Consider the following 23,152-nt stretch of genomic DNA (forward strand, 5'->3'; position numbering starts at 1 on the left):
TAAAATTATATAAATAAAAAATTTCAGCTTGGATTACGTAATTTTTCCTTTTTAGGAGGATATCCGTAGTAATTTTTAAAAACTTTGCTAAAATGAAAGATATTTTTGTATCCAATCTCCGTTGCTACTTTCCCCACTGTAGATGTGCCATCCTTTAGCATTTCTTCTGCTTTTTCCATCCTGTGTTTTGTAATGAATTTATGGATGGTAAGGCCAAAAGTTTTAGTAAATTGTCTGTTTAAGGTTACTGTAGTCATATTAAAGTGATCTGCAACTTTCCTTGCGTTACCAATATTGTGTTGGTTATAATTGTCCATTAAATAGCCTATGATCTTATAAGCAATATGGTTGGTGTTTACCTGGTCATTCTGAGGGTTGTCCGGATGTGTTTTTGCCTGGATCTGCTCAGAAGAGAATAAAGCTTCCACAAGCATTAAGTACTTGTCTAAAGTCAAATTTAAAAAAGAGGCACAGTAGCCCAATGGTAAGCCACCTACTGGATATTTTTCCAGAAATAATTTCACTCTTTCTGATTCAGGAAGCCTTAGCATTTGAAGTACTTCCTCTGCATCCTTCTTTTCTGCAATAGCAACATGCTGGATCAGTTTTGCAGTTTCCGGATAATCAAGTTCCAGGCTCATCACATCAGCCCTCTTAATCTCCAACACAACCACTTCTCCTATAGCCATAAATTTGAAACGAATAGGAACGTTTTCAAAAAAACTTTCTAAATCTGTGACAATATCCTTTGGGTAATAAATCCTGTTTACAATGTCTTCTCCCTTGGTACCGGTTCTGAGGATAAGGATAAATCCCGAAACCAGTTGCCAGGCCTTACTGGCGATATGACCTGGTTTTAAAAACATATATCCCGATTTTCTACGCCTCTCGGTTATTAAGGGTTGTATGTCGTTCCAAAAACCTGCCGAAAGTGGCGTCATATTATTTAAATCATTCAATAAACGAGCAATATTTTTCATATAGGAAAGATATTCATTGAATCAAGAGCGATAAGTTTAAACTTATTTTAGATAAACTTAATAAAATTAAACTTAATAGTGGTAATGCAACGATGTTTTATTTTGATATTTTTTCATAAAAGTCTTTTAATTCTATTTATTTCGGTTTTTCGAACACTATTGCATATCGTCTAAACATTTTGATCAAAATAACGTTCTTTGTTGGAGTGCTTTAGGTTCTTTTGCTACTTACTTAGGGAAAAACTCAAGATAAATCATCGCTAATGAAAAAAGAAATCGAAAAATCCCGGGTTGTTCCCGGTGGGAAATTTTCCCTAAAGGATCACGATACCAGTTATACCGGAACGTTAGAAAAAGAGGCTGGAAAAGCTGAACTGGACCTATCGAAAGAAGCCTTGGTCAAATTACAGGAAAGATTGTATGCCGCCGACTCTCATTCCATTCTTATTATATTTCAGGCTATGGATGCCGCCGGAAAGGACAGTGCAATTGCACATGTAATGTCAGGATTAAATCCTCAGGGTTGTCAGGTTTATAGTTTTAAAACTCCCACTGCTGAAGAGTATGATCATGATTTTTTATGGCGCCATTACAAAGCCTTACCCGAAAGAGGACGTATTGGAATTCATAACCGATCTCATTATGAAAATGTACTGGTCTGCAAGGTTCATCCGGAGTATGTATTGAATGAAAAGATTCCAGGATATTCTAACCTGAAAGTGATTGATGATAAGTTTTGGAAGAGAAGATATGAAAGTATCCGGAATTTTGAAAGACACCTCTCTGATAATGGAACTGTAGTGATTAAATTTTTTCTTAATGTTTCTAAGGAAGAGCAAAAGGAGAGGTTTTTAGAACGGATTGATAACCCAGCAAAAAACTGGAAATTCTCCTCTTCGGACATTACAGAACGAGAAAAGTGGGAAGATTATATGAAAGCTTATGAGCAAGCCATTAATGAAACCGCAACAGAACAAGCACCTTGGTATGTGATTCCTGCAGATAAGAAATGGTATGCCAGGTTGTTGATTAGTCAGATCCTTGAACAACATTTAAAAGAAATGGATCTAAAATTTCCGGTTTTAGCTGAGGAAGAAACGGCGAAACTGGAGGAAATTCAAAGAGCCTTACTACTTGGGGGCTGAGTTTTAGTTCAGCAGTATTTTATATCATTGGCTAATGTTTGTTCTTAGCGGGATATTTAAGTACATTTGCCACGCTTTTGGTTCCCGGTAATGTTTACCGGGATTAAAAGGGAATACGGTGTAAGTCCGTAACTGTCCCGCAGCTGTAAGCTCTATAACGGTATTCTAATCACGGCCACTTTTTTTTATAAATTGGGAAGGCAGAATCCCGGGAGTAAGTCAGAAGACCTGCCTTTAGCATAATATTTCATAGCTTTCGGGGATTGAAGCTTGGAGTGAGTGCTTATTTACTGTATTTCATTTCCATGATCTAACTGTTTGCTGTGGGTAAATAACTCACAACAAAAATGAGAAGAAACAATTTTGCCCATCAAGGCATCAAGGCTTGTTTTTTTGCTTTTCTAGCCTTTATCGGCTGCGGAGGAGCTATGCCCTTAAATTTGCAGGCCCAAAATCATCCGGTCAAGCCTGTAAAACAGGATTCTTTGGAAAAAGTGAATGCCTTAAAAGAGGTGCAGATCAAAACGATAAAACTCAGTAGACGACAAACCTCTTCCACTCCTTTACAAATTCTTTCAGGCGCAGAGCTGGAAAAATTAAATAGCCTTTCTGTTGCAGATGCAGTCCGGTATTTCTCTGGCGTACAGCTGAAAGATTACGGTGGAATTGGCGGATTAAAAACCATCAATGTACGCAGTATGGGGAGTAACCACACGGCTGTTTTTTATGATGGAGTACAGTTGGGCAATGCACAGAATGGCCAGGTAGACCTGGGCAAATTTTCATTGGATAACATAGAGGAAATAGAATTATACAGCGGACAAAAAAGCAGTATTCTTCAGGCAGCAAAAGGGTTTGCTTCTGCGAGTTCCCTGTACCTTAAGGCCAGAACGCCAAATTTTGAACAAGGTAGAAGCAATCGTCTGAAGGCGGCATTCCGAACAGGTTCTTTTGGCTTATTTAATCCTTCCATACTTTGGCAAACCAAGCTTTCAGAACATACCTATAGCACAGTTAGTGCAGAGCTGAGAAAAGCAAACGGACGTTATAAATACCGAATCACCAATGGAGTGTATGATACAACAGCTGTAAGAACTGATGGAGATGTAGAAGCAATGCGTGTTGAGTTAGGCTTAAACGGTATATTGCGGGATAGTAGTAAATGGAGCTTGAAATTGTATGGATATAAAGACAATCAGGGTTTACCCGGCGCCATTGTAGCCAATGTCTTTCGATTCTCTCAGCGAATGTGGAACCGAAATTTCTTTGCTCAATCCGCTTATGAAAAACGCATTGGCAATTATAGCCTTTTGGCTTCCGCTAAATATTCAAATGATTATATGCGCTACCTCAACCCTGATATCATCACTACTTCTGGATTTTTGAACAATACTTATCATCAGCAGGAATTGTATTTTTCTTTGGCCAATAAGTTGAAAATTAATAGATATTGGGATGTAGTATGGTCTGCTGATTTTCAACGGAATGATTTGAATGCTAATCTGGATCTTTTTGCCTATCCCACCAGAAATACAATACTGAATGTTTTGGCTACACAGTTGCATTTCGACAGATTTGATGTTCAGGCCAATTTATTGAGTACACTGGTTCATGATAAAGTAGAATCCGGTCCCGCGGCAGGTAACAGGAATGAACTTACACCAACCGTTATGGTGTCATGGCAACCATTCCAGCAGAAAGAATTCCGGATTCGCTCTTTCTTCAAAAGCATTTTCAGAATGCCGACCTTTAACGATCTTTATTATACTTTTTATCAGTTTACCCTGCTTAACCCAGAGTATACCAAACAATACGACCTTGGTTTTACTTATATTAAAGGTTATGAAAACAGAGCATTGTCTCAATTTTCTGTGCAGGCTGATGCTTACTTTAATCAGGTTAAAGATAAGATTGTAGCAGTACCAGGAACCTCACAAGCCATGTGGAGTATGAGAAATTTAGGTAAAGTAGAGATCAAAGGATTAGACCTAAACATTCAATCTGCCTGGGAAGTAGCTGATGCGATTAATTTAAGTCTGGGCTTGAATTATACTTACCAAAAGGCGATCGATTCCGACCCAAAATCTACCACCTATAAAAATCAAATTCCTTATGTTCCTTTGCATAGCGGGACTTTCTTAGCAGGGATAGCCTATAAGAAGTTTGCAATGAATTATAGTTACCTGTACACTGGTGAGCGTTATGATCAGAGTGCAAATATTCTTAAGAATTATGTCCAACCATTTTATACCCATGATATGGCAGTTCATTACAATACCCAAATTCAGAAAAGGAAATTAAGACTTACAGCAGAAGTAAATAATCTGGCCAATCAGGCTTATGCGGTCATTACCAATTATCCAATGCCTGGGCGTTCCTATCGATTTAGTTTAACCTATGATTATTAAAGCCTGTGGAAATGAAGATTAAAAAACCGGTTAAATTATACATTATGAAAAAGATGAAAGCAAACCTCAAATGTAGTTGTTTCCTGTTGTTCCTGGCCTGCGCTGTCTTGAGCGCCTGTCGTAAAGATTTACAGGTGATTCCAGAAGAACAGGTGATGCTGCTGCCTGCTCAACCTTCCCGTCAGCTACAAGGATTTTATCTGGTTAATGAAGGCAATATGGCGATGAATAAGGCTTCTTTAGATTATATGGACTTTACGACAGGGGTATATAGACGAGATATTTACAATCAGATCAATCCTGCACAAATCAATGGGCTTGGTGATGTAGCCAATGATGTCGGGATCTATGGTTCGAAGCTTTATATTGTAGTCAATATTTCCAATAAAATAGAGGTGATGGATGCAAAATCAGGGAAACGCATTCAACAAATTAACGTGACTAATCCACGTTACATCACCTTCAAAGATGGGAAAGCTTATGTCAGTGCTTACCTCGGACAAGTTGGGGTACCTAATGCTCCGAATGGGGTAGTGGTTCAAATTGATACGACTTCACTAAAAGAGGAAAAAAGAATTGAAGTAGGCAGACAGCCAGAAGAAATGGCCATCGTTGGACAGAAGTTATATGTCGCCAATTCCGGAGGCTACAGTCCACTGAACTATGATACCAGAGTTTCTGTGATTGATTTGAATACTTTTACCCTGGTTAAAAATATTGAAGTTGCCATCAATCTACACCGTGTAAAAGCGGATAAATACGGTGATATTTATGTCACATCCAGAGGGAATTACCTGGATATCCATTCTAAAATATTTGTGATCGATACCAAAACTGACCAGATCAAAACACATTTTGATATTGGTGCCAGCAATATGGTTATTGATGATGATATTGCTTATTTCTACGGTTCAGAATGGAGTAATCACACCGGAAAGTTTAGCCTGAGCTATGGGATGCTGAATGTTAAAGAGGAAAAGATCCTCGATAAAAAGTTTATCTCCGATGGAACAGAGCTAAAAATTGCAATTCCATATGGAATTGCAGTAGATAAATACACTAAAGAAGTTTTTGTAACAGATGGAAAGAATTATGTCTCTCCAGGAGTCTTGTATTGCTTTAGTCCTGAAGGAAAAATGAAATGGTCGGTGGTAACCGGCGATATTCCAGCCCATTTTGCAATGGTCTACAAATAAAACTTGAAATCAGCTATTATTAATAAAAGAACAATAACAAACAAACCTAATCACATGAATACCTCAAAGACCAAAAACGGAAGATTATTCCTTTTGCTTGCAACAGCAGGCTTATTATCCCTAAGTTCTTGTAAAAAAGATAAACTGCCTGAAATAGATCCTTTAACGTTGACTACAAAAGGAATCTACGTATTAAACGAAGGTTCATTTATTGCAGGTAATGCAAGCAGCATTAGTTTTTATAATGTGGTCACAAATAAAGTGGAAAATGATTATTTCAGGAAGCAAAATGGCATTGCTCTAGGCACAAGTGCCAACGACTTGAAACAATACGGTAGCAAAATGTATTGTGTGATCACCGGAACTACAGCAAACGCTAAAGATTCATACCTGGAAGTGATCAATATTGCAAACGGAAAATCTTTAAAACGCATTCCTTTTTCAGATGATAATGGTGGATTTATGCCAAGATTTATCGTGTTCAATAAGAACAAAGCTTACGTTTCAGGCTACGATGGTAAAATCACCAAATTGGATACTGCAAGTTTGACGATCGACAGCAGATTGCCGGTTGGAGGTGCATTGGAGCAATTGGCCATCGCAAATAATAAAATTTATGTGACCAACTCTGTGCAGCCAAACTTCCCTTCGGCAAACAATTCTTCAGTATCTGTAGTTGACCTGAATACCTTTACAAAACTGAAAGAAATCCCAGTAGGTCTTAATCCAAGAATAATTGCGGCTACAGCTACTGGTGATTTAATCGTACAGACTTCTGGTAATTATTCTACTATTGCCGGAACAATTGACAGATTGAGCAGTGCTACTGATACCAAATTGAGTACTGGCGCAGATTTAGGTCTTTCTTTTTTGGCTATTAATGAAAACAACGGTTTCGCCATTGGTTACGGTGCTTCAGTTTTCCTAAAAGCCTTTAATCCAGCTTCAGGAGCCCTTGGGAATGACCTGATTACTGATGGTACAGCTACTCAGATTACTTCCGCCTATACCATCACTGAAAATCCTTTAGACCATGCTTTCTTTGTTGCTGATGGAAAAAACTATACCAGCAATGGAGCGATGTTCTGTTATGGTAAAGATGGTAAACTGAAATTTTCTTTTGAGACTGGAGTTGTTCCTAAGGCAGCTGTATTTCAATACGGTTATTAATTCCTTTTGCTCTAGAATTATAATGACATCCTAATTTAAAATTAATCAGCAGCAAAACGCTGACAAATAACGGTGAAAATGCTAACGATTGCTTCATCTTCCTTAAAAATATAATTATATACCAATGAAAATTAAATACTACCTGGCATTTATAGGTATTGCCACCCTGGCTTCCTGTTCTAAAGACTCCGATTCAACACCTGAGCCTGACCCAATTGTCGGCACTAGCTTTGCCAATAAATTAATTGAATATTCACCTGCTCCTGGTCAGTTTATCAACACTGATCTTGGTAACCAGAAAGGTGCAAATACGGTTGTCGGACAGAAAGGTCTGGTTAGTCTGGGTGCCTGGGGTGGATCAATCGTCCTTGGTTTTGACCATACGGTGATCAACCAGATCGGGAAAGAGGACCTCATCATTTATGGTAATCCATTACCCACTTTTTCAGAACCCGGAATCGTATGGGTAATGCAGGATACAAATGGAAATGGATTGGCAGATGATACCTGGTATGAAATTGCAGGTAGCGAATTTAATAAACCAGGTTATAAGCGTAATTATTCAGTGACTTATACCAGGCCGGCCAATGATGCTGACCCTGTAGCCTGGAAAGATAGCGATGGCAAAACAGGAACAGTACTGACCAATCAATACCATAAACAGGCATATTTCCCTGATATGAAAGATAAGGATGGAAAAATCATTACGGAATATACAATAAAGGGCTCAGTTTTACCCTCATCAAATATTGATATGAGTATTCCTACGATGATTACCAGCAAGCCATTTGCATGGGGCTATGCCGATAATGTTAGTGGAGGCGATAAAATTGACATTGCAAATGCAGTTGATCAGGCAGGAAATAAAGTGGATTTGAAAGGAATTAAATTTATTAAAATTCAAACCGGCATACAGGCTAATATGGGATGGTTAGGAGAACTTTCAACTGAAGTTGCCGGCGTAGAAGATATTAGTCTGATCAAAGTACTTACACCTGTAACCTCAACACCATAGACCCATTCAAAACAAACACAATTCAAATAATTAAATGAAGATCACCAATTTTAAAGGAATAGTATTAGCTACAATTTTATCCGCTACACTATTCTCATGCGCTAAAGACAACGAACCTCAAGTCATTACAGACCCCATTGAAGTTCCTGGGAAATATGACAATGGCTTTTTTATCATCCATGAAGGATGGTATGGACATGGTACAGGATCAGTATCCTTTTATGATGCCGCAAGCGGAACACTTAAAGACAGTGTTTTCCAAAAGGAAAATGAAGGAAAAGGATTTGAGCCGGCAAGCTCTACGGTACAATATGGTACTGTTTTCAATAAAAAACTATATGTAGTAAGCAAGGTAAAGGGACCAGTAGTGGTTGCTGATGCAAAAACAATGAAAGAAGTAGGTAGAATTCCTGGTTCTGCAGATTATGACTGGCGGGCATTCGTAGGTATTGATGAAAATAATGGCCTTTTAAGTAGCACAGATGGAATTTACCTGATTAATCTTAAGACTTTAAAGCCAGTATTTAAGTTAATTGGGACTAAAGGACAGATTGGTGATATGTTGAAAACAGATAAATACATCTATACCCTTTCTCAATCAGAGGGGGCAGTCATTTACAATATTTCTGATCTTTCGGTTCAAAAGAAAATCGCTGGAGTAAGTACGGGCTTTGTAAAAACCCCAGATGGGAAAGTATGGTTTACTGCAGGAAAAAATCTGATTAAATCAGATCCGATTACTTTAGAAACTGAAAGTATTGAGTTGCCATTTAATACTTACAGCACTTTTGGAGCATGGTTCTCTTCGCCAATTATTGCTTCAACAAAAGAGAATGCAGTGTTTATGATAAAAAGTTCAAACGGATGGGGCGGTGGCCAGGATATTTATAAATATGTTTCAGGTAATCCTGGATCGTTGGATAAACCCTTCATTACGGCCACTGATAAACAGGTTTATTATAAGAAGAACCTGGGCTATTATGCGCAGGCAGACCAAATTGTAACGACTACCATGTTGCCTGGATTTGGAGCCAATTCAGAGAGCAATTATCTAAACATTTATGATGCAAAAACAGGTGCCTTGAATAAAACTGTGCCGTTTAAAGGTTATTATTTCCCTGCAATGTTTGCCTTCCATTAAACCTTGTTACCCTGGGCTTTTTTATGCCGTGGAAAAAATATAACTTTGTTTTATAATAATTAAATGAATATGTCTGAATCTAAATTCAACCCGCGTTCGATAATCTTGTTAATGATTATCATTTTTGTAAGCATTATCCGCATTGCTGCGCCTTTATCTGGCGAATTTAAAGAGATCGCTAATTTCTCTGCAGTAGGGGCAATTGCCTTATTTGGCGGTGCATATTTCAATAACAATGTTAAAGCTTTTGCATTTCCTATCTTAGTTTTAGTGTTGAGTGATATTTTTATTGCTAAGATGTCAGGATATGGCTTTTTCTATGCGGGATGGTACTGGACATATATCGCGTTTTTAGCGATGGTAACTGTTGGTAAACTGGTGATGAAAAAGGTAAATGTGGGCAGCTTCGCTACAGCTACTTTTATCGGTGTTTTCCTACACTGGATCTTAAGTGATATTGGTCCAATGTATGCACCAAGTATTTACCCTCAAACCTTAGCGGGTTACGGACAGTGTTTAATCAATGCAATTCCTTTTGAACTGAATTTTCTATATGGCACAATTGCTTATGGAGCAGTAATGTTTGGCGCATTTGAAGCATTAAAAGCGAAATACCCATTGCTAAGTTTAGCAAAAACAGCATAAAAACGAATGTATAGCTAACAAGCAATACATCAGCAATCCCGGGACCTTTGCGGTATTCAAACCTCAAGCTCCCGGGATTTTTTTTTCGCCCTGAAATGACTTCCTTTGTTTATGAAAAAGAAACTTGTCGTATTAACCGGTGCGGGCATCAGTGCGGAAAGTGGCCTGAAAACCTTTAGAGATACGGATGGACTTTGGGAAGGTTTTAATGTCTATGATGTAGCCACTCCGGAGGCCTGGCGTAAAAACCCGGAATTGGTCCAGGACTTTTATAACCAGCGTAGGAAACAGGTGCGATTAGCTCAGCCTAATGCAGCACATATCGCATTGGCAGCGTTGGAGGCATCATATGATGTACACATCATCACTCAAAATGTAGATGATTTACATGAAAGAGCCGGTTCTACTAAAGTAAGCCATTTACATGGACTCATCACGCGTTCTCAATCCGACAAAGATCCTCGTTTAACTTACCCTATTGAAGGCTGGGAACTCAAAATGGGTGAGCTCTGTGAATTGGGAACACAACTTCGGGCACATGTAGTTTGGTTCGGGGAGGAAGTCCCAATGATCGAAACAGCAGCCAGGATTTGTTGTTCCGCAGATATTTTCGTACTAGTTGGGAGCTCCTTAGCAGTATATCCGGCGGCCGGACTGGTCGATTTTGTACCTGTTAGCACTCCGATGTACATCATCGACCCTATGATTCCAAAAGTGAGAAACAACCATCGGCTGGTTAAAATTGAAAAGAAGGCGGTCGAAGGGATGAGAGACTTACTGACTCTACTTTAGAATAGTGTAATTCCGGCATTCCAACCATACCATCCCTTATTGTTTCCACTAAAATTATGGTGCCGCTTAGGAACAATTGCTTGTTTATAGTTTGTAGCACTTGTTCCAGGAGCTGCATCACTGTTGTAATAAGAGTAAGCAGGCCCACCAAAAATGCTTAATCTTTTAAACAATTGGATCTGTAAGTTGACTTGTAATTTGGTTAGGATATTGGATTGTTTCCAGTTTCCAAGATATAGGTATTGAAAACTGAGTTCAGGCGCTACAGAAAGCCGCTTGTTGAAGATAAAATCATGGCCAAAACCTAAACCAACTGTTGCTATTTTTGCCGTGTCTGAATAGTTTTTTCCAACAAAAATCACATTGTAAAGGTTGGCATTCCCGGTTTTTAAAGCCACATTGCTGGGGATCAGTTCATTTGCAGAAAGGCTTACTTTATAATAACCATCAGCCACGATATTAATGAGCCCTAAACTAGTACCAGTAGAGGATCCTGAAAAATTCAATAGTGCCAATTGAAAACCGGTATTCTTTTTTGCAAAATTAAATAGTCCGGCAATTTGAATGCCTTTGGCCGTTTTGGAAGTGATATTACCCAAGCCGGCAATCTCAGCACCTTTAGAGCTTTTAGAATTCATATTGAGTAATCCCGCAAGCTGAAAAGCGTTTGTCTCTCCACTGTTCAGATTCATTAACCCTGCAGCCTGGAAACCTTTCATATCACCCTTTACAATATTGCCGAGCCCTGCCATCTGAAAGGCTTCCACCTTGCCTCTCACAATATTCAGGAGTCCTGCAGCTTGAAATCCAATCATATTCTTCCGCACATCATTGTGCAAGCCTGCAAGCTGAAGTCCTTGTACTGAACCGCCAACCACATTAAAAGCGCCGGCAGCCTGCAGGGCCCTGACTTCGCCTTTGTTGATGTTGAATATACCTGCCATCTCAAATCCATCCACACCGGCCGTATAACCACCAAAAACATTTAGAGAAAATTTATTGACTACCTGGGAACTCATCATTCCATGAGAACTCAAGCCTGGGGTAAGGGAAGCCTGGAAAGGGGTGTTCGCGAAAAAACTGGGGATATTCAGGTTTTGTATTTTCTGCTTCGAAGAGATAAAAAAACGTCCAATACCCAGCTTGTCGATGGCATTTGAAAACATAGCCCCTTTTTCTTTGTCCGGGTCATCATAAGATTCCGGTTTCACGGTAATATCCGATAAGAATACCAAAGCAGTATCTCTGTAGGTTTCTTTACTGGCAGTCAGAATCACCTCTTTATGTTCTCCTTTGAAACGTAGTTTAAAATAACCCTCATTATCTGTCAGGGTAGATTGCAATAATCGTTTTTCATAAACACTGGCTTGCTTTACCCTCCGTCCGCTTTCTGTATCGATCACGTAACCGCTAATCAGATATAGGTTGTCGGCAGTGGTAATGTTCTCCGGTTCAATGGTCAGGTGATTGACAGCATATCGTAAGATGATGTAATTTTCAGATTCTTTGTAATCCACCTTGCCCTGAAACATTTGGTCCAGCACCGTTCTTACCGGTATGTTTCTAATATTGAGGTTCACCAGGCTATCCTGATTAAATAAGGCTCCATTATAGGCAAAATAAAAATCCCCTGCTTTACTCATTTTGTCGAGTACCTGACTAATCGGTTCCTGTTTAACGCTAAAGCTCAGGCGCCTGGAAAGGTTTCTTTGGAAGTTTCCGCCAGATCCAGGAAGCTGTTGAGCTACCGCAATGCTGAAAAGGGAAAGAAAAAGTAGGGTTAGTTTGATCTTCATTACTTTTTGTTTGACAACAATATCTCTTTTCCGTTACCGATATATGTTAAATTTAAACCCTCACAAATGATGTTCAGGTTGTAATCTAAAGGTGCTGTCAGTTTTAAAGTTGTGTTTAAAGTGAGGTTTTTTAGGTTTGGGTCTATTTTGATTTTAGCATCATACGCTTCATTTAAAACGTTGATTAATTTCCATAACTCTGTGTTTTTAAGTACAAAAACTTTTGTTCTATAGTAGTTGTACAGCTGGTCCTGATTTTGCTCTTTCATCAGTTTTTCGGAAGTAGCGCTGATCAGTATCCGTTCCCCGGCAAGGAGGTCTACAGTTTCTCCGCTTAGGCTCACTTTTACGATTCCAGTTTCCACAATTACCTCTGTCTGATGGTTCTGGTACCTGACATTAAAGGAAGTACCCACTACTTTTACCGAAACTTTATCTACTTCTATAGTAAAAGGGTGGCTTTTATCCGGAACCACATTAAAGAATACCTCCCCGGAATCGAGACGAAGGCTTCGATCTTTCTTAAAATCTGAGGCATAACTCAGTGCAGATTTCTTATTTAAAGTCAGCTCTGATCCATCCGGAAGTTTCTGGACCAAAATTTCCTGGTTTGCAATCAGCTCCATGTATTTTTTCGGAGTAAATACCTCGTAAAATATCAAGGCTCCAACCATCAATACGAAAACAGCAGCAACATTTATCCAGGTATACTTTCTTCTCAATGGCAATACCCTTTCCTCTTTTTTTACTTGTTCTTTAAAACGCAGCCAGGCATCCATTTCGTTTACCTGAATTTGGGGCGCGAGGAACTGGCTGCTTTCCCAAATCTTCTCTAATTCCAGAAATTCTGAAACATGTGCAGGATCGGCTGCCAGCCATTTTTCAATAGCAGTGCTTTCTTCTTCACTGGTCTCCTTCAATAGAAACTTTATCAATAATTCATCAGTCATCGCCATGGGGTTAATTAAAATAATCTTTGAAGTATAGAATCCCTAACAGGATGATCACCAGGAAATCGGCTAACTTTAACCGCAGTATCCGAAGCGCTTTGCCCATCTGATTTTCAATCGTTTTTACAGATAGCCCTAATTGATCTGCAATTTCACGGTATTTGAGTTCTTCAAATCTGCTCATTTGAAAAATAGTTCTGCATTGTTCCGGTAAATCATTCAGGGCAATACTCAGTTTGTATTGCAATTCTGTCATCTCTACCCTGGAAGAGGCAGGCTCTGAATGGGTAGGAACCTGATGTTGTGTGTACTCCTGATGTTTAAATTTTATCTTTTGGTGTTTGAGGTAGTTCAGACAATCATGGTAAATACATTTGTACAGATAGGCGCTTAAGGATGATTGTATTTGGAGCAGTTCCCGTTTCTCCCAGAATTTCATAAACATTCCCTGTACCATCTCTTCAGCGGCATCCTGATCTTTTAGCATCACAAAAGCATAGGCGTGTAATGCCTTGTAATATGTCTTGAACAGTTGTTCAAAGGCCACATCATCGTATTGATTCAGGTTGGGGGATAAGGGGACTATGATTTTCACGCGTAATTTCTATTCAAATATATTAGTTTCTTTGACTTAATCGCATACTCAAATTGATCGTAATGATTATAGCTTTCGATTAAAAATCAATTCTTTTTAGCATTTCTATTCCACTTTCAGAGTTTGTGGTAATCAGATCAATGTAAGCGACTTTCGGAAACCAGAATGAACCGCCTTTAACTTTTACAAACACTCTTTTTAATAAGTGATGCTGCCCTTCATCTCTGATGTAGATATGATATTTTTGATCTTCCGTGGATTTAAGCAGGTACATTGGCATCTTCTGGTAGGCCGCCAATCGAATTTCATATTCCTCATTTCCTAATGCTTTTGATTTTACGCCATAAGTAAACTGCTGTTCAATGGAAGTCAATGGTTTTAGGCGCCCCTGCTCTTCATATCTGATCCAGGATCCCTTTACAGGTCTCCTGGGATCTAACTGTCCATCGGGTTTATAATTTAGCTCATAGAGCACTATATTGACATCTGGTGTTCTTTGTAAAAAGAACAAGAGGTTTTTTTCAGCTGGAATAGAGAGGGGAGATTCTGATTTCAGGGGCTGAGCATCTACCATCTGTGATAAGAGTAACATCATGATCAATACAATAGCCGTTGTCTTCGTATGGGGCTCTTTTGGTAATGGTACCTGCTGGTTTCTATCCAGCTTATGTCGGTATATTTTTCCTGGACTGGCAAAAATGAAAAACAAACATTCTTTGATCCCATCGCTTCCTTTCACATCTTTTAACATGTCCCGGTATTCATGAAAATTCAATACCAATGGATTGGTCTTGTTTTCAAGCGGAGTAGTTAATCCATAAACCGGTTTTTCTTCTTCATATTGAAAAGTACCAAACCAATGGTCCCAGATCATAAACGTTGCACCAAAATTCTTATCCAGGTATTTCTCCTGACTGCCATGATGCACCCTGTGATTGGAGGGGCTTCCAAAATATTTCTCAAAAAATGGAGATAGCTTTCCAATGGCCTCTGTATGAACCCAAAATTGATACAGTGTGCTAAGCTGACTCGCCACCAGAAAAATCACCGGATGAAAGCCCATTAATGCAACTGGAATAAAAAAAACCGTTTTGAGATGCTGTACCCAACTCTGGCGGAAAGCAACCGTCAGGTTATAGTGTTCCGCAGAATGGTGTACCACGTGACTGGCCCAAAAGAAACGGTTAATGTGAGAGATCCTGTGGGACCAGTAGCTACAGCAATCATACAGCATAAAGCAGGGAATCAATGTCCACCAATTCAGTTCCATGCGCCATGGCAACTGGTTGTAAATCCAGATCGCTCCATAAATCAACACCACTTTCATCAGGAGATTGAGGCAAAGGTTCCCTAAGCCTACGAGTACAGATCCAAGTGTTTCTTGCTTTTCATAGGTCTTATGCGAACCAAAGTGAGCGACCAGAAATTCTATTAGCGTGAGGATAATTACTGCTGGGAGCGCATAAGCAATAAGGTTTGGAGCTTCCTTTTGCATCAGGTAACTGTCTGCAAAATCAATTTTTGTTGCACCAAATAATGGAAAATTCGCTGACCATAGGGTATTTAGGGTTGCCATGGGCTTTGGATTAGGAAATGAATGAAATGATGTTAGAAAATAAATTGGATCCCTCCCGAATAACCGAAATACAAGGCCTGGAAATCGTTGTTGCGATCGCCCCAGGTATGAATGAATTTTTTATGCAGGTTTCTGCCTTCAGTAGTATTTGTGCTTAGGAAGTTAATGGATGGGCCGGCGAATAATTCCAGGTGATTTCCAATCTTTAGCGCTGGTGAAACCCTGAAAGAGGATTTAAAATATTCTCCTGCTTTGAAACTCTCGAGAACGCTTCCCGTTATTTCAGTATTTAACCTGAAAGCATCAGTTTGAAACCAATGCGCACCTAAACCAATTTCCATTCCATACACTTCTTTTTTATTTTTGAGGTTATAGCCAATGCCCAGAATTCCATAGGTTACCCTCCCTCCGGAACGGAAAGAAAGCATGGAGGTTTGCGTTTCATCCAAAGTTAAGCTGATGCTTTTTTCGCCTTTTCTTACCAGGTTAATGATCCCGATAGGGTACTCGCAGCTATCGGCAACATTGATAAATCCGGCAGCCTGAATGCCTTTTACTTTCTTCGCAATATTGATGAACCCGGCAAATTGTGAACCTTTTACATCCTCCGCTTTATTGATAAATCCTGCCAGTTGTGAAGCAGACAGATTTTTCTTGGCAATATTGATAAAGCCTGCCAGCTGAGATCCTTTAACCGCATTCGCTTTATTGAGGAAGCCGGCAAATTGTGCGCCCTCCAGGTCTTTGGCGATATTGGTAAAACCTCCCAATTGCAGACCTTTAACATTTCCTTTGGAAACATTGGCAAAGCCTGCAAAAGCAGCCCCCTCTCCGGCACCATAGCTATTTAGAAAACCAGCAATTGTTAAGCCCTTAACTTTTTTGCCAATATGGTTGGAAAACATAGCGATCTGTGTTCCGGTAGCATCATTCCTGACAATGTTTGAAAAACCGGCAAAGCTGAAACCCTGTTCTGCTGAAGAAATTCCAGCCAGTAAATGAAAAGAAAAATTGTTCGTGTCTAATGGGGCATGTGTTCCATTACTACTCAATGGATAAATTAAGCCGATATGGATTTTTCCAATTCCTTTTTCCTGATCAGGATTGACATTGCTGGCCTCGCTTTGCGCAAAACCAGCTAATCCCGGTAACAATAGGCTTGCCAGGACAATTGCCCTGTAATTTGGCTGAAATGATTTTAGTGTTTTAGTGTAATTTGTAATCCTCATTTTTGTCTGATTTTGAAATGAGACAACGCAATGAGGATTTACCCCTACGATCTTTTGAAAAATTAATGAATAAAAGTACTGGCCTCTTTACTTTCTGCGAGCTGAACTTTGATATTCCTTCTTCCAGCCACTAATAGCACCAGGGCCAGGATCGTGGTTCCGCTCATAATTGCCACCATTGGGACTGCAGATTTTACTTCAAACATGCTGACACCAAACGAAGCTAATGCCCCAAGTCCCATTTGTACAGCGCCCATTAAAGCAGAAGCACTACCTGCATTTTTGCTAAATGGAGCCAGAGATAGGGCGGAGGTATTTGGATTGGTTAAGCCCAGACAAGAAAGAAAGATGAATAGGAGCAGTACGGTTTCGGTAAGACCAAACCAGTTGTTGATGCTGCCCAAAAGGAAAAATAAAACCACCAGAACCTGTGTACTCAACGCTGTAAAAATGACTTGCTCACTTTTATATCTCCTAAGTAAAAGCGTGTTAATCTGACTGGAGCCAATCAGACCGGCGGCTAATAAAGCGAAAATCCAGCCGTAGGCTTCTTCGGAAACTTGAAAAATATCAATGAAGACCAGTGGTGAGCCAGAAATGTAGGCGAAGAGTCCTGAGAAGGCCAGGGCTCCGGTAAAGGCATAAGTGTAAAACTGTGGTTCTTTGACAACAGCAAGAAAGTTCTTTAGAATAGGAAGCGGTTTTAAGGAAAGGCTGGTGTCTGGTTTATAGCTGTCCGGTAGCCAAAGCCAGCTGGCTACTAAATTCAATATACCTAAACCCATCAAAATGATAAATACAGAATGCCATCCCCAGGCTACTGTCACGTAACCGCCTAAAGTAGGGGCAATCATTGGAGAAACACCTACAACAAGCATTAAGAGTGCAAAGACCTTCGCATTTTCTCTAACCGGGAAAAGATCTCTTACCATAGCGATTGAAGCAACGGCTGCGGCACAACTTCCAATAGCCTGCAGGAAGCGTAAAATGATCAGGGCATCAAGACTGGCTGCAAACACACAGCATGCAGAAGCAAAGATGTAGACTGCTAAACCGATGAATAATGGTTTTTTTCGCCCAAATCGGTCCAGTAATGGACCGTAAAGTAGTTGCCCTGCCGAGATCCCAATGAAATAGCTGGAAAGAGATAAGGAGACTTTGAGTACAGTGGTATTCAGGTCTTTTGCAATAGCTGGAAAGCCAGGAAGGTACATGTCGATTGAAAAGGGGCCCAAAGCAGTTAGGGAGCCTAATAGTACGATCAGAAGGAAGTATTTTTGTTTTGTCATTAGTTGTTACAAATATAGGAATTGTATATTGGGATCTGTTTGAATCTGTGTTTCTACCAAACATAATTGATCTCTTTTCGTTTTTAATTATATAAGTTTTAAGCAGGATTATGTAAGGACTAAAAAAGGAAATACATTATTTTTGCAATTAGATTTAAACCGCTTCGGAGATAGATATTATGGTGTTATATGTGAAAAACATGGTTTGTGACCGCTGTGTGATGATTGTTCGTCAGCAACTGGAGCAACTTCATTTCGAAGTAAAAGACATCGTGTTGGGAAAGGTGGAGGTGGTTCCAGAGCCAACTGTAAATCAAATACAGGACATTTCTGCTACCTTGCAGATGTTGGGTTTTGAACTGATGGATAGGGAGAAGGATCAATTGGTAGAACAGGTGAAAAATAAAGTCATCGAACTGGTTCATTATTCTGATTTAAATGAGATTAACCAAAGTCTGATTACGATGATCGCCGATCGCCTGGATAAGGATTACGCTTATCTTAGCCGTCTGTTCTCTGATGTAGAGGGAATTACTATTGAAAAGTACATCATTCAACAGAAAATCGAAAAGGTAAAGGAGCTCCTGGAATACGGGGAGTTGAATCTAAACGAAATTGCTTATAAAATGGGCTACAGTAGCAGTGCGCACCTCTCTGCACAATTTAAGTCGGTGACCGGTTTGAGTCCTAGTAAATATAAAGATTCCAGTTTAAATAAGAGAAAGCCGCTGGATAAAATCAAATAAGTCAGGTGAAATATGTAACATTACCTCGCTAATTTAATTCTAAACTGGAAATTTAACATACAGATGCCCTTTTATAAACACTATTCATTTGATTTGTGGTTAACACTGATCAAATCCAATCCTGATTTCAAAACGGAGCGGACAAAATATTTTCATACCAATTTTAATTCCAGAAAGAAGTCTATTGAAGAGGTTGCGCTAATATTTAGGCAGGTCGATTTAATGGTGAACGCCATCAATGAAAAAACCGGGAAAAACATTGATGCTGATGAGATGTACCTGATGGTGATCAGTATCATCAATGATTATTCAACAGAATTTCAGGATTTAGATATGGACGCATTGTATCTGGAAATGGAGGTGTTATTGTTAAATCATATGCCTTTGCTTTACCATCCTGAATCGCTTCATGTGTTAACTGAATTGAAATCCTCAGGAAGGAGTACGGTGAATATTTTAAGCAATACCGGTTTCATTAAAGGGAAGACCCTGAGAAAGGTTTTGGAGAACTTGCAACTCTCGGAATTGCTGGATTTCCAACTGTACTCAGATGAAGTGCGGTTGTCTAAACCCAACCCAGAGTTTTTTCAACTAATGTTGAACACGATCGACCAGGATAAGCATCCTGAAATCCGACTAGAGGAAATCATCCATATCGGTGATAACCCTATTGCAGATGTAAAAGGTGCCAATGCAATGGGAATCAATTCCCTATTGATCAATTCTAATGAATTAACCATTTCATACTTACGCTCATGATTCCATACAGCTATTCCCTTCATAAAATAAATGATACGGTTAATTTCGGATTCTCTGCAGATGATTATAGCCGCTTTAAATTTGGCGATGACTCGGTGGCCAGATATTTTGGACAAGACCTCGCTGAAGGCTTCATCAGATATTACCTTCAGGAGAACTTTATTACCGGACAGATTGTGGTCATTTCCAGTCCCTATTGCTTTATTCCGACCGCGACTTTTGCGATGAAAAATGCATTTGTATCTCATTTAAACCGTTGGTTGGTTGAACATGGTGGATTAGTGGTGCAGGAAGCCAAAGTGCACAGGACCATTACCTATAAGGAAGATTACGGTGGCCTGAGTGCTGAAGAAAGAATGAATTTAATTGGCAATGATTCCTTTCATATCGATAAAGATTTCCTGGAAGGCAAAACCTTGCTTTTCCTGGACGACATCAGAATTACAGGAAGTCATGAGCGTATGATCTTAAAAATGGTTAAAGAGTACAATCTTAAAAACGATATTCATATGCTTTATTTTGCGGAATTAGTGAACAAGAATATTCATCCGAATATTGAAAATCACCTCAACTATCATCAGGTGAAGTCTGTTTTTGACCTGGACGAGATCATTAAAGCTGGAAATTTTGCGGTCAATACAAGAATCGTTAAGTATATATTGAACAGTGACTTTGAAAGTTTTTCTGTTTTTATTGCGCAGCAAAATATGGCGTTTATAAACAACCTCTATGATTTGTCATTAGGAAATAGTTACCATACCATCCCCGCCTACGAGGAAAACTTAAACCACCTGAAGAGTTACCTACAATTGCAGCAAAATTGCAAAGTCAGCTAAATCAATAGTTTCTTTTAGAAAAGGCTCTTGCATCAAATGCAGGAGCCTTTTTGGTATAATCGTGCCGGTTGGGAGGCTTCGCAATGAGTTTAGGATGCCTTCTGCTTGCCTTATATATGCCTAAAGCTTTTCAAAGTCTTTAATAGATCTTTAATAGGTGGTTGATAGGTCCTTGATAGGTCTAAATGACCTTTCAAAGTCCTTTTAATGATGAATGAAACATGAGGAAAACAACAAGTCATTTTAAACTCAACCTAAACTCATTCCGAAGTATTAGGCAAGGATATCCTGGTTTTTACTGAAAAACCTTGAAATCCAGTCAGGGAATCTGTGATAAGAAATCTTTAGCTAAGAATAATTGTCATCCGATCTTCAAATAGGACTTAGTAAAGGTACAAAAAACATCTTTTTTGCATTAAAAAGCTAGTTTTTTCCCCTAAAAATTGATATTTTGCAAGTACTGATGCAGGCCGATGATTTTGTTAGGAGGAGCTTATAAACTTTGGGAATTTTAACACATCATGCGCAAAAATCGGTAGTGTAAAAAGATTATAATTTTAAATTGATTGAATATGGCAATTAACTTGCAAAAAGGACAAAGGGAGAGTATTGATGCTCCTAAATTTACGATCGGTCTTGGATGGGATACCAATAGTTCTACTACAGGTACAGCATTTGATTTAGATGCTTCCATTTTTATGTTAAACGATCAGAAGAAATTAGTGTCGGACCAAAACCTGGTATTCTATAACAATCTGGTTTCTCCAGATGGTTCTGTAGAGCATACTGGTGATAACCTGACTGGTGATGGCGATGGTGATGATGAGCAAATTAAGATTGATTTAACTAAAATTGATCCTAAAGTGAATGAGATCTGTGTGGTGGTAACGATTCATGATGCAGAAAACAGAAAACAGAATTTTGGTCAGGTTAGAAATTCTTTCGTACGTATTTTTGATGCTGTTACAAATGAAGTGATCTTAAAATATGAACTGGAAGAAGATTTCTCTATTGAAACGGCTGTAGAATTTGGTAGAATTTACAAACGTGAAGGAAAATGGAAATTTGAAGCGGTTGGAATGGGTATGAAAGGTGGTTTACAGGATTATTTAAATAAATATCAATAGAAATTATGGCAATAAATCTTCAAAAAGGACAGCGTATCAGTCTTGAAAAGAGTAACGGAAGCAAACTTCAGAATATCTGTGTAGGAATCAACTGGGGTGCCATTGAAAAAAAAGGCATGTTTGGTTTTGGTAAAACAAAAGAAGCAGTAGATTTGGACGCAAGCTGCGCCTTATTTAATGACAAGAAACAACTGGTAGATGTTGTTTATTTCGGTAGCTTAAAATCTAAAGATGGAGCAGTAAAACATAGTGGTGATGACTTAACCGGTGATATGGGCGGAGATGATGGCCTGGATAATGAGGTGATTACTTTAGATTTCAGTCAGCTAAACCCTGCTGTAGAATATGTGGCGTTCGTTTTAAACAGTTTCAGAGGTCATGATTTTGGAACTATTCCTTTTGCATCTATCCGTATTTATGAAGGGAGTCCGAAACAAGTAAGAGAGGTATTTGCAACTTATGATATTGCAAATGGCGCAGGTTTTGCTGGTCATGTTTCTATGGTATTGGGTGTATTTTATAAGAGAAACGGAGAATGGAAATTCAATGCGATCGGAGAACCAACCAAAGATAAGAAATTAGAAGAAACAGTAAATACAGTAACACAAAGCTATCTGTAGACTCTAAAGGTAAAGGAACATTTTATTGAATTATGGAAATAAACCCGAATAATACCCAAAGCCTTAGTCCGGTTCCTGTAAAATTGGATAAGGATGGAAATGTTGATTTAACAACAATCAGCCCTGAAGAGGTCAAAAAATATAGTGAAATTAATAAATCATTAGAACCGTCTGATGTTAATTCTATTCTTAATTATGGAGTAGAAGCTCAGAACTCTATGGAAAAATACAGTAATGATTTTTTATCATCTGTACGAACCTATAATAGCGGAGACGTTGGTGGATTGATTAATGAACTACTCACTGAGCTGAATTATATTGATGTGACGGAGTTGGAACAAAGTGGTTTTAAATCTTTTATTTCAAAAATCCCTTTCCTCAAAAACCTGGTAGTTGATGTAAAAAAACTCTTTCAGAAATATGATGTGGTGGTCAATAATATTGACAAAATCACCAATAAGATTAAAGCAGGCCGTTTAAATTCCATCAAGGACAACAGTTCATTGCAAACCATGTTTGATAACAATGTAGGGTATATCCATCAAATGGAAGAACTGATTATTTCGGGACAACTGAAGTATGAAGAACTTAAACTAAAGCTTGCAGAAATGGAAGGCAGACCTGCTGATTTTCAGGATTATGAAATCGCCGATTTAAGGGATTTTGTAAGCAGGCTGGACAGACGTCTGGCTGATATGAAAATTGTTCGCTTTATCATGTTACAATCTCTGGCACAAATCAGAGTGGTACAGAATAACAACACTTCCATCGCTGAAAAAGCACAGTCTATCGTTTCTACAACCATTCCGGTATGGAAGAATCAGTTGACCATTGCTGTGGCCTTACAAAGGCAAAAAGCCAATGTGGAAATGCAGAAAAAAATCTCTGATACCACGAATACGATTCTCCAGAAAAATGCAGAAATGCTGAAACAGAATAGTATTGATGTGGCTAAAGAGAACGAGAAGACAGTGGTTTCTCTTGATACACTGAAAATGACAACGCAATCGTTGATCGAAACCTTGAATGAGGTGAAGAAAATTCATGAAGAAGGAGAGAAGAGCAGAAGAGTGTTGGATGGAGAATTAAAAACTCTGGAATCTGAATTGAAAAAAAACGTGACCCGCGTTAATTAAA

At 38.9% G+C, this 23,152-nt stretch carries 21 protein-coding genes and 1 riboswitch; of the genes, 14 read left to right on the top strand and 7 right to left on the bottom strand.

Annotation, left to right across the window (positions count from 1 at the left end):
- Window positions 1-23: 23 nt before the first annotated feature.
- A complete protein-coding gene (locus R2Q94_RS03745) occupies window positions 24-980 on the bottom strand; it encodes a helix-turn-helix domain-containing protein (protein WP_316820097.1) in 957 nt (318 codons plus the stop codon).
- Window positions 981-1,243: 263 nt separating this feature from the next.
- Between R2Q94_RS03745 and R2Q94_RS03750 the strand changes: the two genes are divergently transcribed.
- The 8 genes from R2Q94_RS03750 (at window position 1,244) to R2Q94_RS03785 (ending at window position 10,492) form a co-directional block, all read left to right on the top strand.
- The gene (locus R2Q94_RS03750; RefSeq protein WP_316820098.1) at window positions 1,244-2,125 is read left to right on the top strand and encodes a polyphosphate kinase 2 family protein; all 882 of its coding nucleotides are present in this window, start codon (window positions 1,244-1,246) and stop codon (window positions 2,123-2,125) included.
- Between the two features lie 61 nt (window positions 2,126-2,186).
- Window positions 2,187-2,376: riboswitch (cobalamin riboswitch) on the top strand.
- Between the two features lie 96 nt (window positions 2,377-2,472).
- Window positions 2,473-4,533: a TonB-dependent receptor gene (locus R2Q94_RS03755; protein WP_316820099.1), complete on the top strand. Its 2,061-nt coding sequence runs from the start codon at window positions 2,473-2,475 to the stop codon at window positions 4,531-4,533.
- A 44-nt stretch (window positions 4,534-4,577) separates the two neighbouring features.
- A complete protein-coding gene (locus tag R2Q94_RS03760) occupies window positions 4,578-5,729 on the top strand; it encodes a YncE family protein (protein ID WP_316820100.1) in 1,152 nt (383 codons plus the stop codon).
- A 54-nt stretch (window positions 5,730-5,783) separates the two neighbouring features.
- The gene (locus R2Q94_RS03765) at window positions 5,784-6,899 is read left to right on the top strand and encodes a YncE family protein (RefSeq protein WP_316820101.1); all 1,116 of its coding nucleotides are present in this window, start codon (window positions 5,784-5,786) and stop codon (window positions 6,897-6,899) included.
- Between the two features lie 124 nt (window positions 6,900-7,023).
- Window positions 7,024-7,914 (top strand): cell surface protein, encoded by an 891-nt coding sequence (locus R2Q94_RS03770; protein ID WP_316820102.1) that lies wholly within the window; start codon window positions 7,024-7,026, stop codon window positions 7,912-7,914.
- 34 nt (window positions 7,915-7,948) lie between these two features.
- A complete protein-coding gene (locus R2Q94_RS03775; RefSeq protein ID WP_316820103.1) occupies window positions 7,949-9,055 on the top strand; it encodes a DUF5074 domain-containing protein in 1,107 nt (368 codons plus the stop codon).
- Window positions 9,056-9,124: 69 nt separating this feature from the next.
- Window positions 9,125-9,700 (top strand): DUF6580 family putative transport protein, encoded by a 576-nt coding sequence (locus R2Q94_RS03780; RefSeq protein WP_316820104.1) that lies wholly within the window; start codon window positions 9,125-9,127, stop codon window positions 9,698-9,700.
- A gap of 111 nt (window positions 9,701-9,811) precedes the next feature.
- Window positions 9,812-10,492, top strand: a complete 681-nt coding sequence (locus R2Q94_RS03785; protein WP_316820105.1) for an SIR2 family NAD-dependent protein deacylase — start codon at window positions 9,812-9,814, stop codon at window positions 10,490-10,492.
- On the opposite strand, the gene R2Q94_RS03790 is transcribed toward R2Q94_RS03785, so the two are convergent.
- The 6 genes from R2Q94_RS03790 to R2Q94_RS03815 all read right to left on the bottom strand — a co-directional run bounded on the left by R2Q94_RS03790 (window position 10,489) and on the right by R2Q94_RS03815 (window position 17,927).
- On the bottom strand, window positions 10,489-12,288 hold the full coding sequence (locus R2Q94_RS03790) for an STN and carboxypeptidase regulatory-like domain-containing protein (RefSeq protein WP_316820106.1): 1,800 nt from the start codon (window positions 12,286-12,288) through the stop codon (window positions 10,489-10,491). The two genes, R2Q94_RS03785 and R2Q94_RS03790, sit on opposite strands and share 4 nt — an antisense overlap.
- Window positions 12,288-13,238, bottom strand: a complete 951-nt coding sequence (locus R2Q94_RS03795) for a FecR domain-containing protein (RefSeq protein WP_316820107.1) — start codon at window positions 13,236-13,238, stop codon at window positions 12,288-12,290. Before R2Q94_RS03795 ends, R2Q94_RS03790 begins: the two co-directional genes overlap by 1 nt.
- A gap of 10 nt (window positions 13,239-13,248) precedes the next feature.
- Window positions 13,249-13,833 carry an RNA polymerase sigma-70 factor gene (locus R2Q94_RS03800; RefSeq protein WP_316820108.1) on the bottom strand — a complete coding sequence of 195 codons (585 nt, stop codon included), beginning with the start codon at window positions 13,831-13,833 and terminating at the stop codon, window positions 13,249-13,251.
- Between the two features lie 79 nt (window positions 13,834-13,912).
- Window positions 13,913-15,409 (bottom strand): DUF4833 domain-containing protein, encoded by a 1,497-nt coding sequence (locus R2Q94_RS03805; RefSeq protein ID WP_316820109.1) that lies wholly within the window; start codon window positions 15,407-15,409, stop codon window positions 13,913-13,915.
- A gap of 32 nt (window positions 15,410-15,441) precedes the next feature.
- Window positions 15,442-16,638, bottom strand: a complete 1,197-nt coding sequence (locus R2Q94_RS03810) for a hypothetical protein (protein WP_316820110.1) — start codon at window positions 16,636-16,638, stop codon at window positions 15,442-15,444.
- A gap of 62 nt (window positions 16,639-16,700) precedes the next feature.
- Window positions 16,701-17,927 carry a multidrug effflux MFS transporter gene (locus R2Q94_RS03815; RefSeq protein ID WP_316820111.1) on the bottom strand — a complete coding sequence of 409 codons (1,227 nt, stop codon included), beginning with the start codon at window positions 17,925-17,927 and terminating at the stop codon, window positions 16,701-16,703.
- Between the two features lie 200 nt (window positions 17,928-18,127).
- Here R2Q94_RS03815 and R2Q94_RS03820 point away from each other — a divergent pair, with 200 nt between their 5' ends.
- From R2Q94_RS03820 to R2Q94_RS03845, 6 genes are all read left to right on the top strand, one after another.
- Entirely contained in the window at window positions 18,128-18,673 is a 546-nt protein-coding gene (locus R2Q94_RS03820) for a helix-turn-helix transcriptional regulator (RefSeq protein ID WP_316820566.1), read from the top strand.
- Between the two features lie 63 nt (window positions 18,674-18,736).
- The gene (locus R2Q94_RS03825; RefSeq protein WP_316820112.1) at window positions 18,737-19,432 is read left to right on the top strand and encodes an HAD family hydrolase; all 696 of its coding nucleotides are present in this window, start codon (window positions 18,737-18,739) and stop codon (window positions 19,430-19,432) included.
- Entirely contained in the window at window positions 19,429-20,268 is an 840-nt protein-coding gene (locus tag R2Q94_RS03830; RefSeq protein WP_316820113.1) for a phosphoribosyltransferase family protein, read from the top strand. The genes R2Q94_RS03825 and R2Q94_RS03830 overlap by 4 nt, the downstream gene beginning before the upstream one ends.
- Before the next feature lie 572 nt (window positions 20,269-20,840).
- Window positions 20,841-21,395, top strand: coding sequence for a TerD family protein (locus R2Q94_RS03835; protein ID WP_316820114.1), 555 nt, complete (start codon window positions 20,841-20,843; stop codon window positions 21,393-21,395).
- Between the two features lie 5 nt (window positions 21,396-21,400).
- Window positions 21,401-22,015 (top strand): TerD family protein, encoded by a 615-nt coding sequence (locus R2Q94_RS03840; protein WP_316820115.1) that lies wholly within the window; start codon window positions 21,401-21,403, stop codon window positions 22,013-22,015.
- A gap of 32 nt (window positions 22,016-22,047) precedes the next feature.
- Entirely contained in the window at window positions 22,048-23,151 is a 1,104-nt protein-coding gene (locus R2Q94_RS03845; protein WP_316820116.1) for a toxic anion resistance protein, read from the top strand.
- The last annotated feature ends 1 nt before the right edge of the window (window position 23,152 follow it).

The sequence above is a fragment of the Pedobacter gandavensis genome (assembly GCF_032678465.1).
In the GTDB taxonomy this organism is placed as follows: domain Bacteria; phylum Bacteroidota; class Bacteroidia; order Sphingobacteriales; family Sphingobacteriaceae; genus Pedobacter; species Pedobacter gandavensis_B.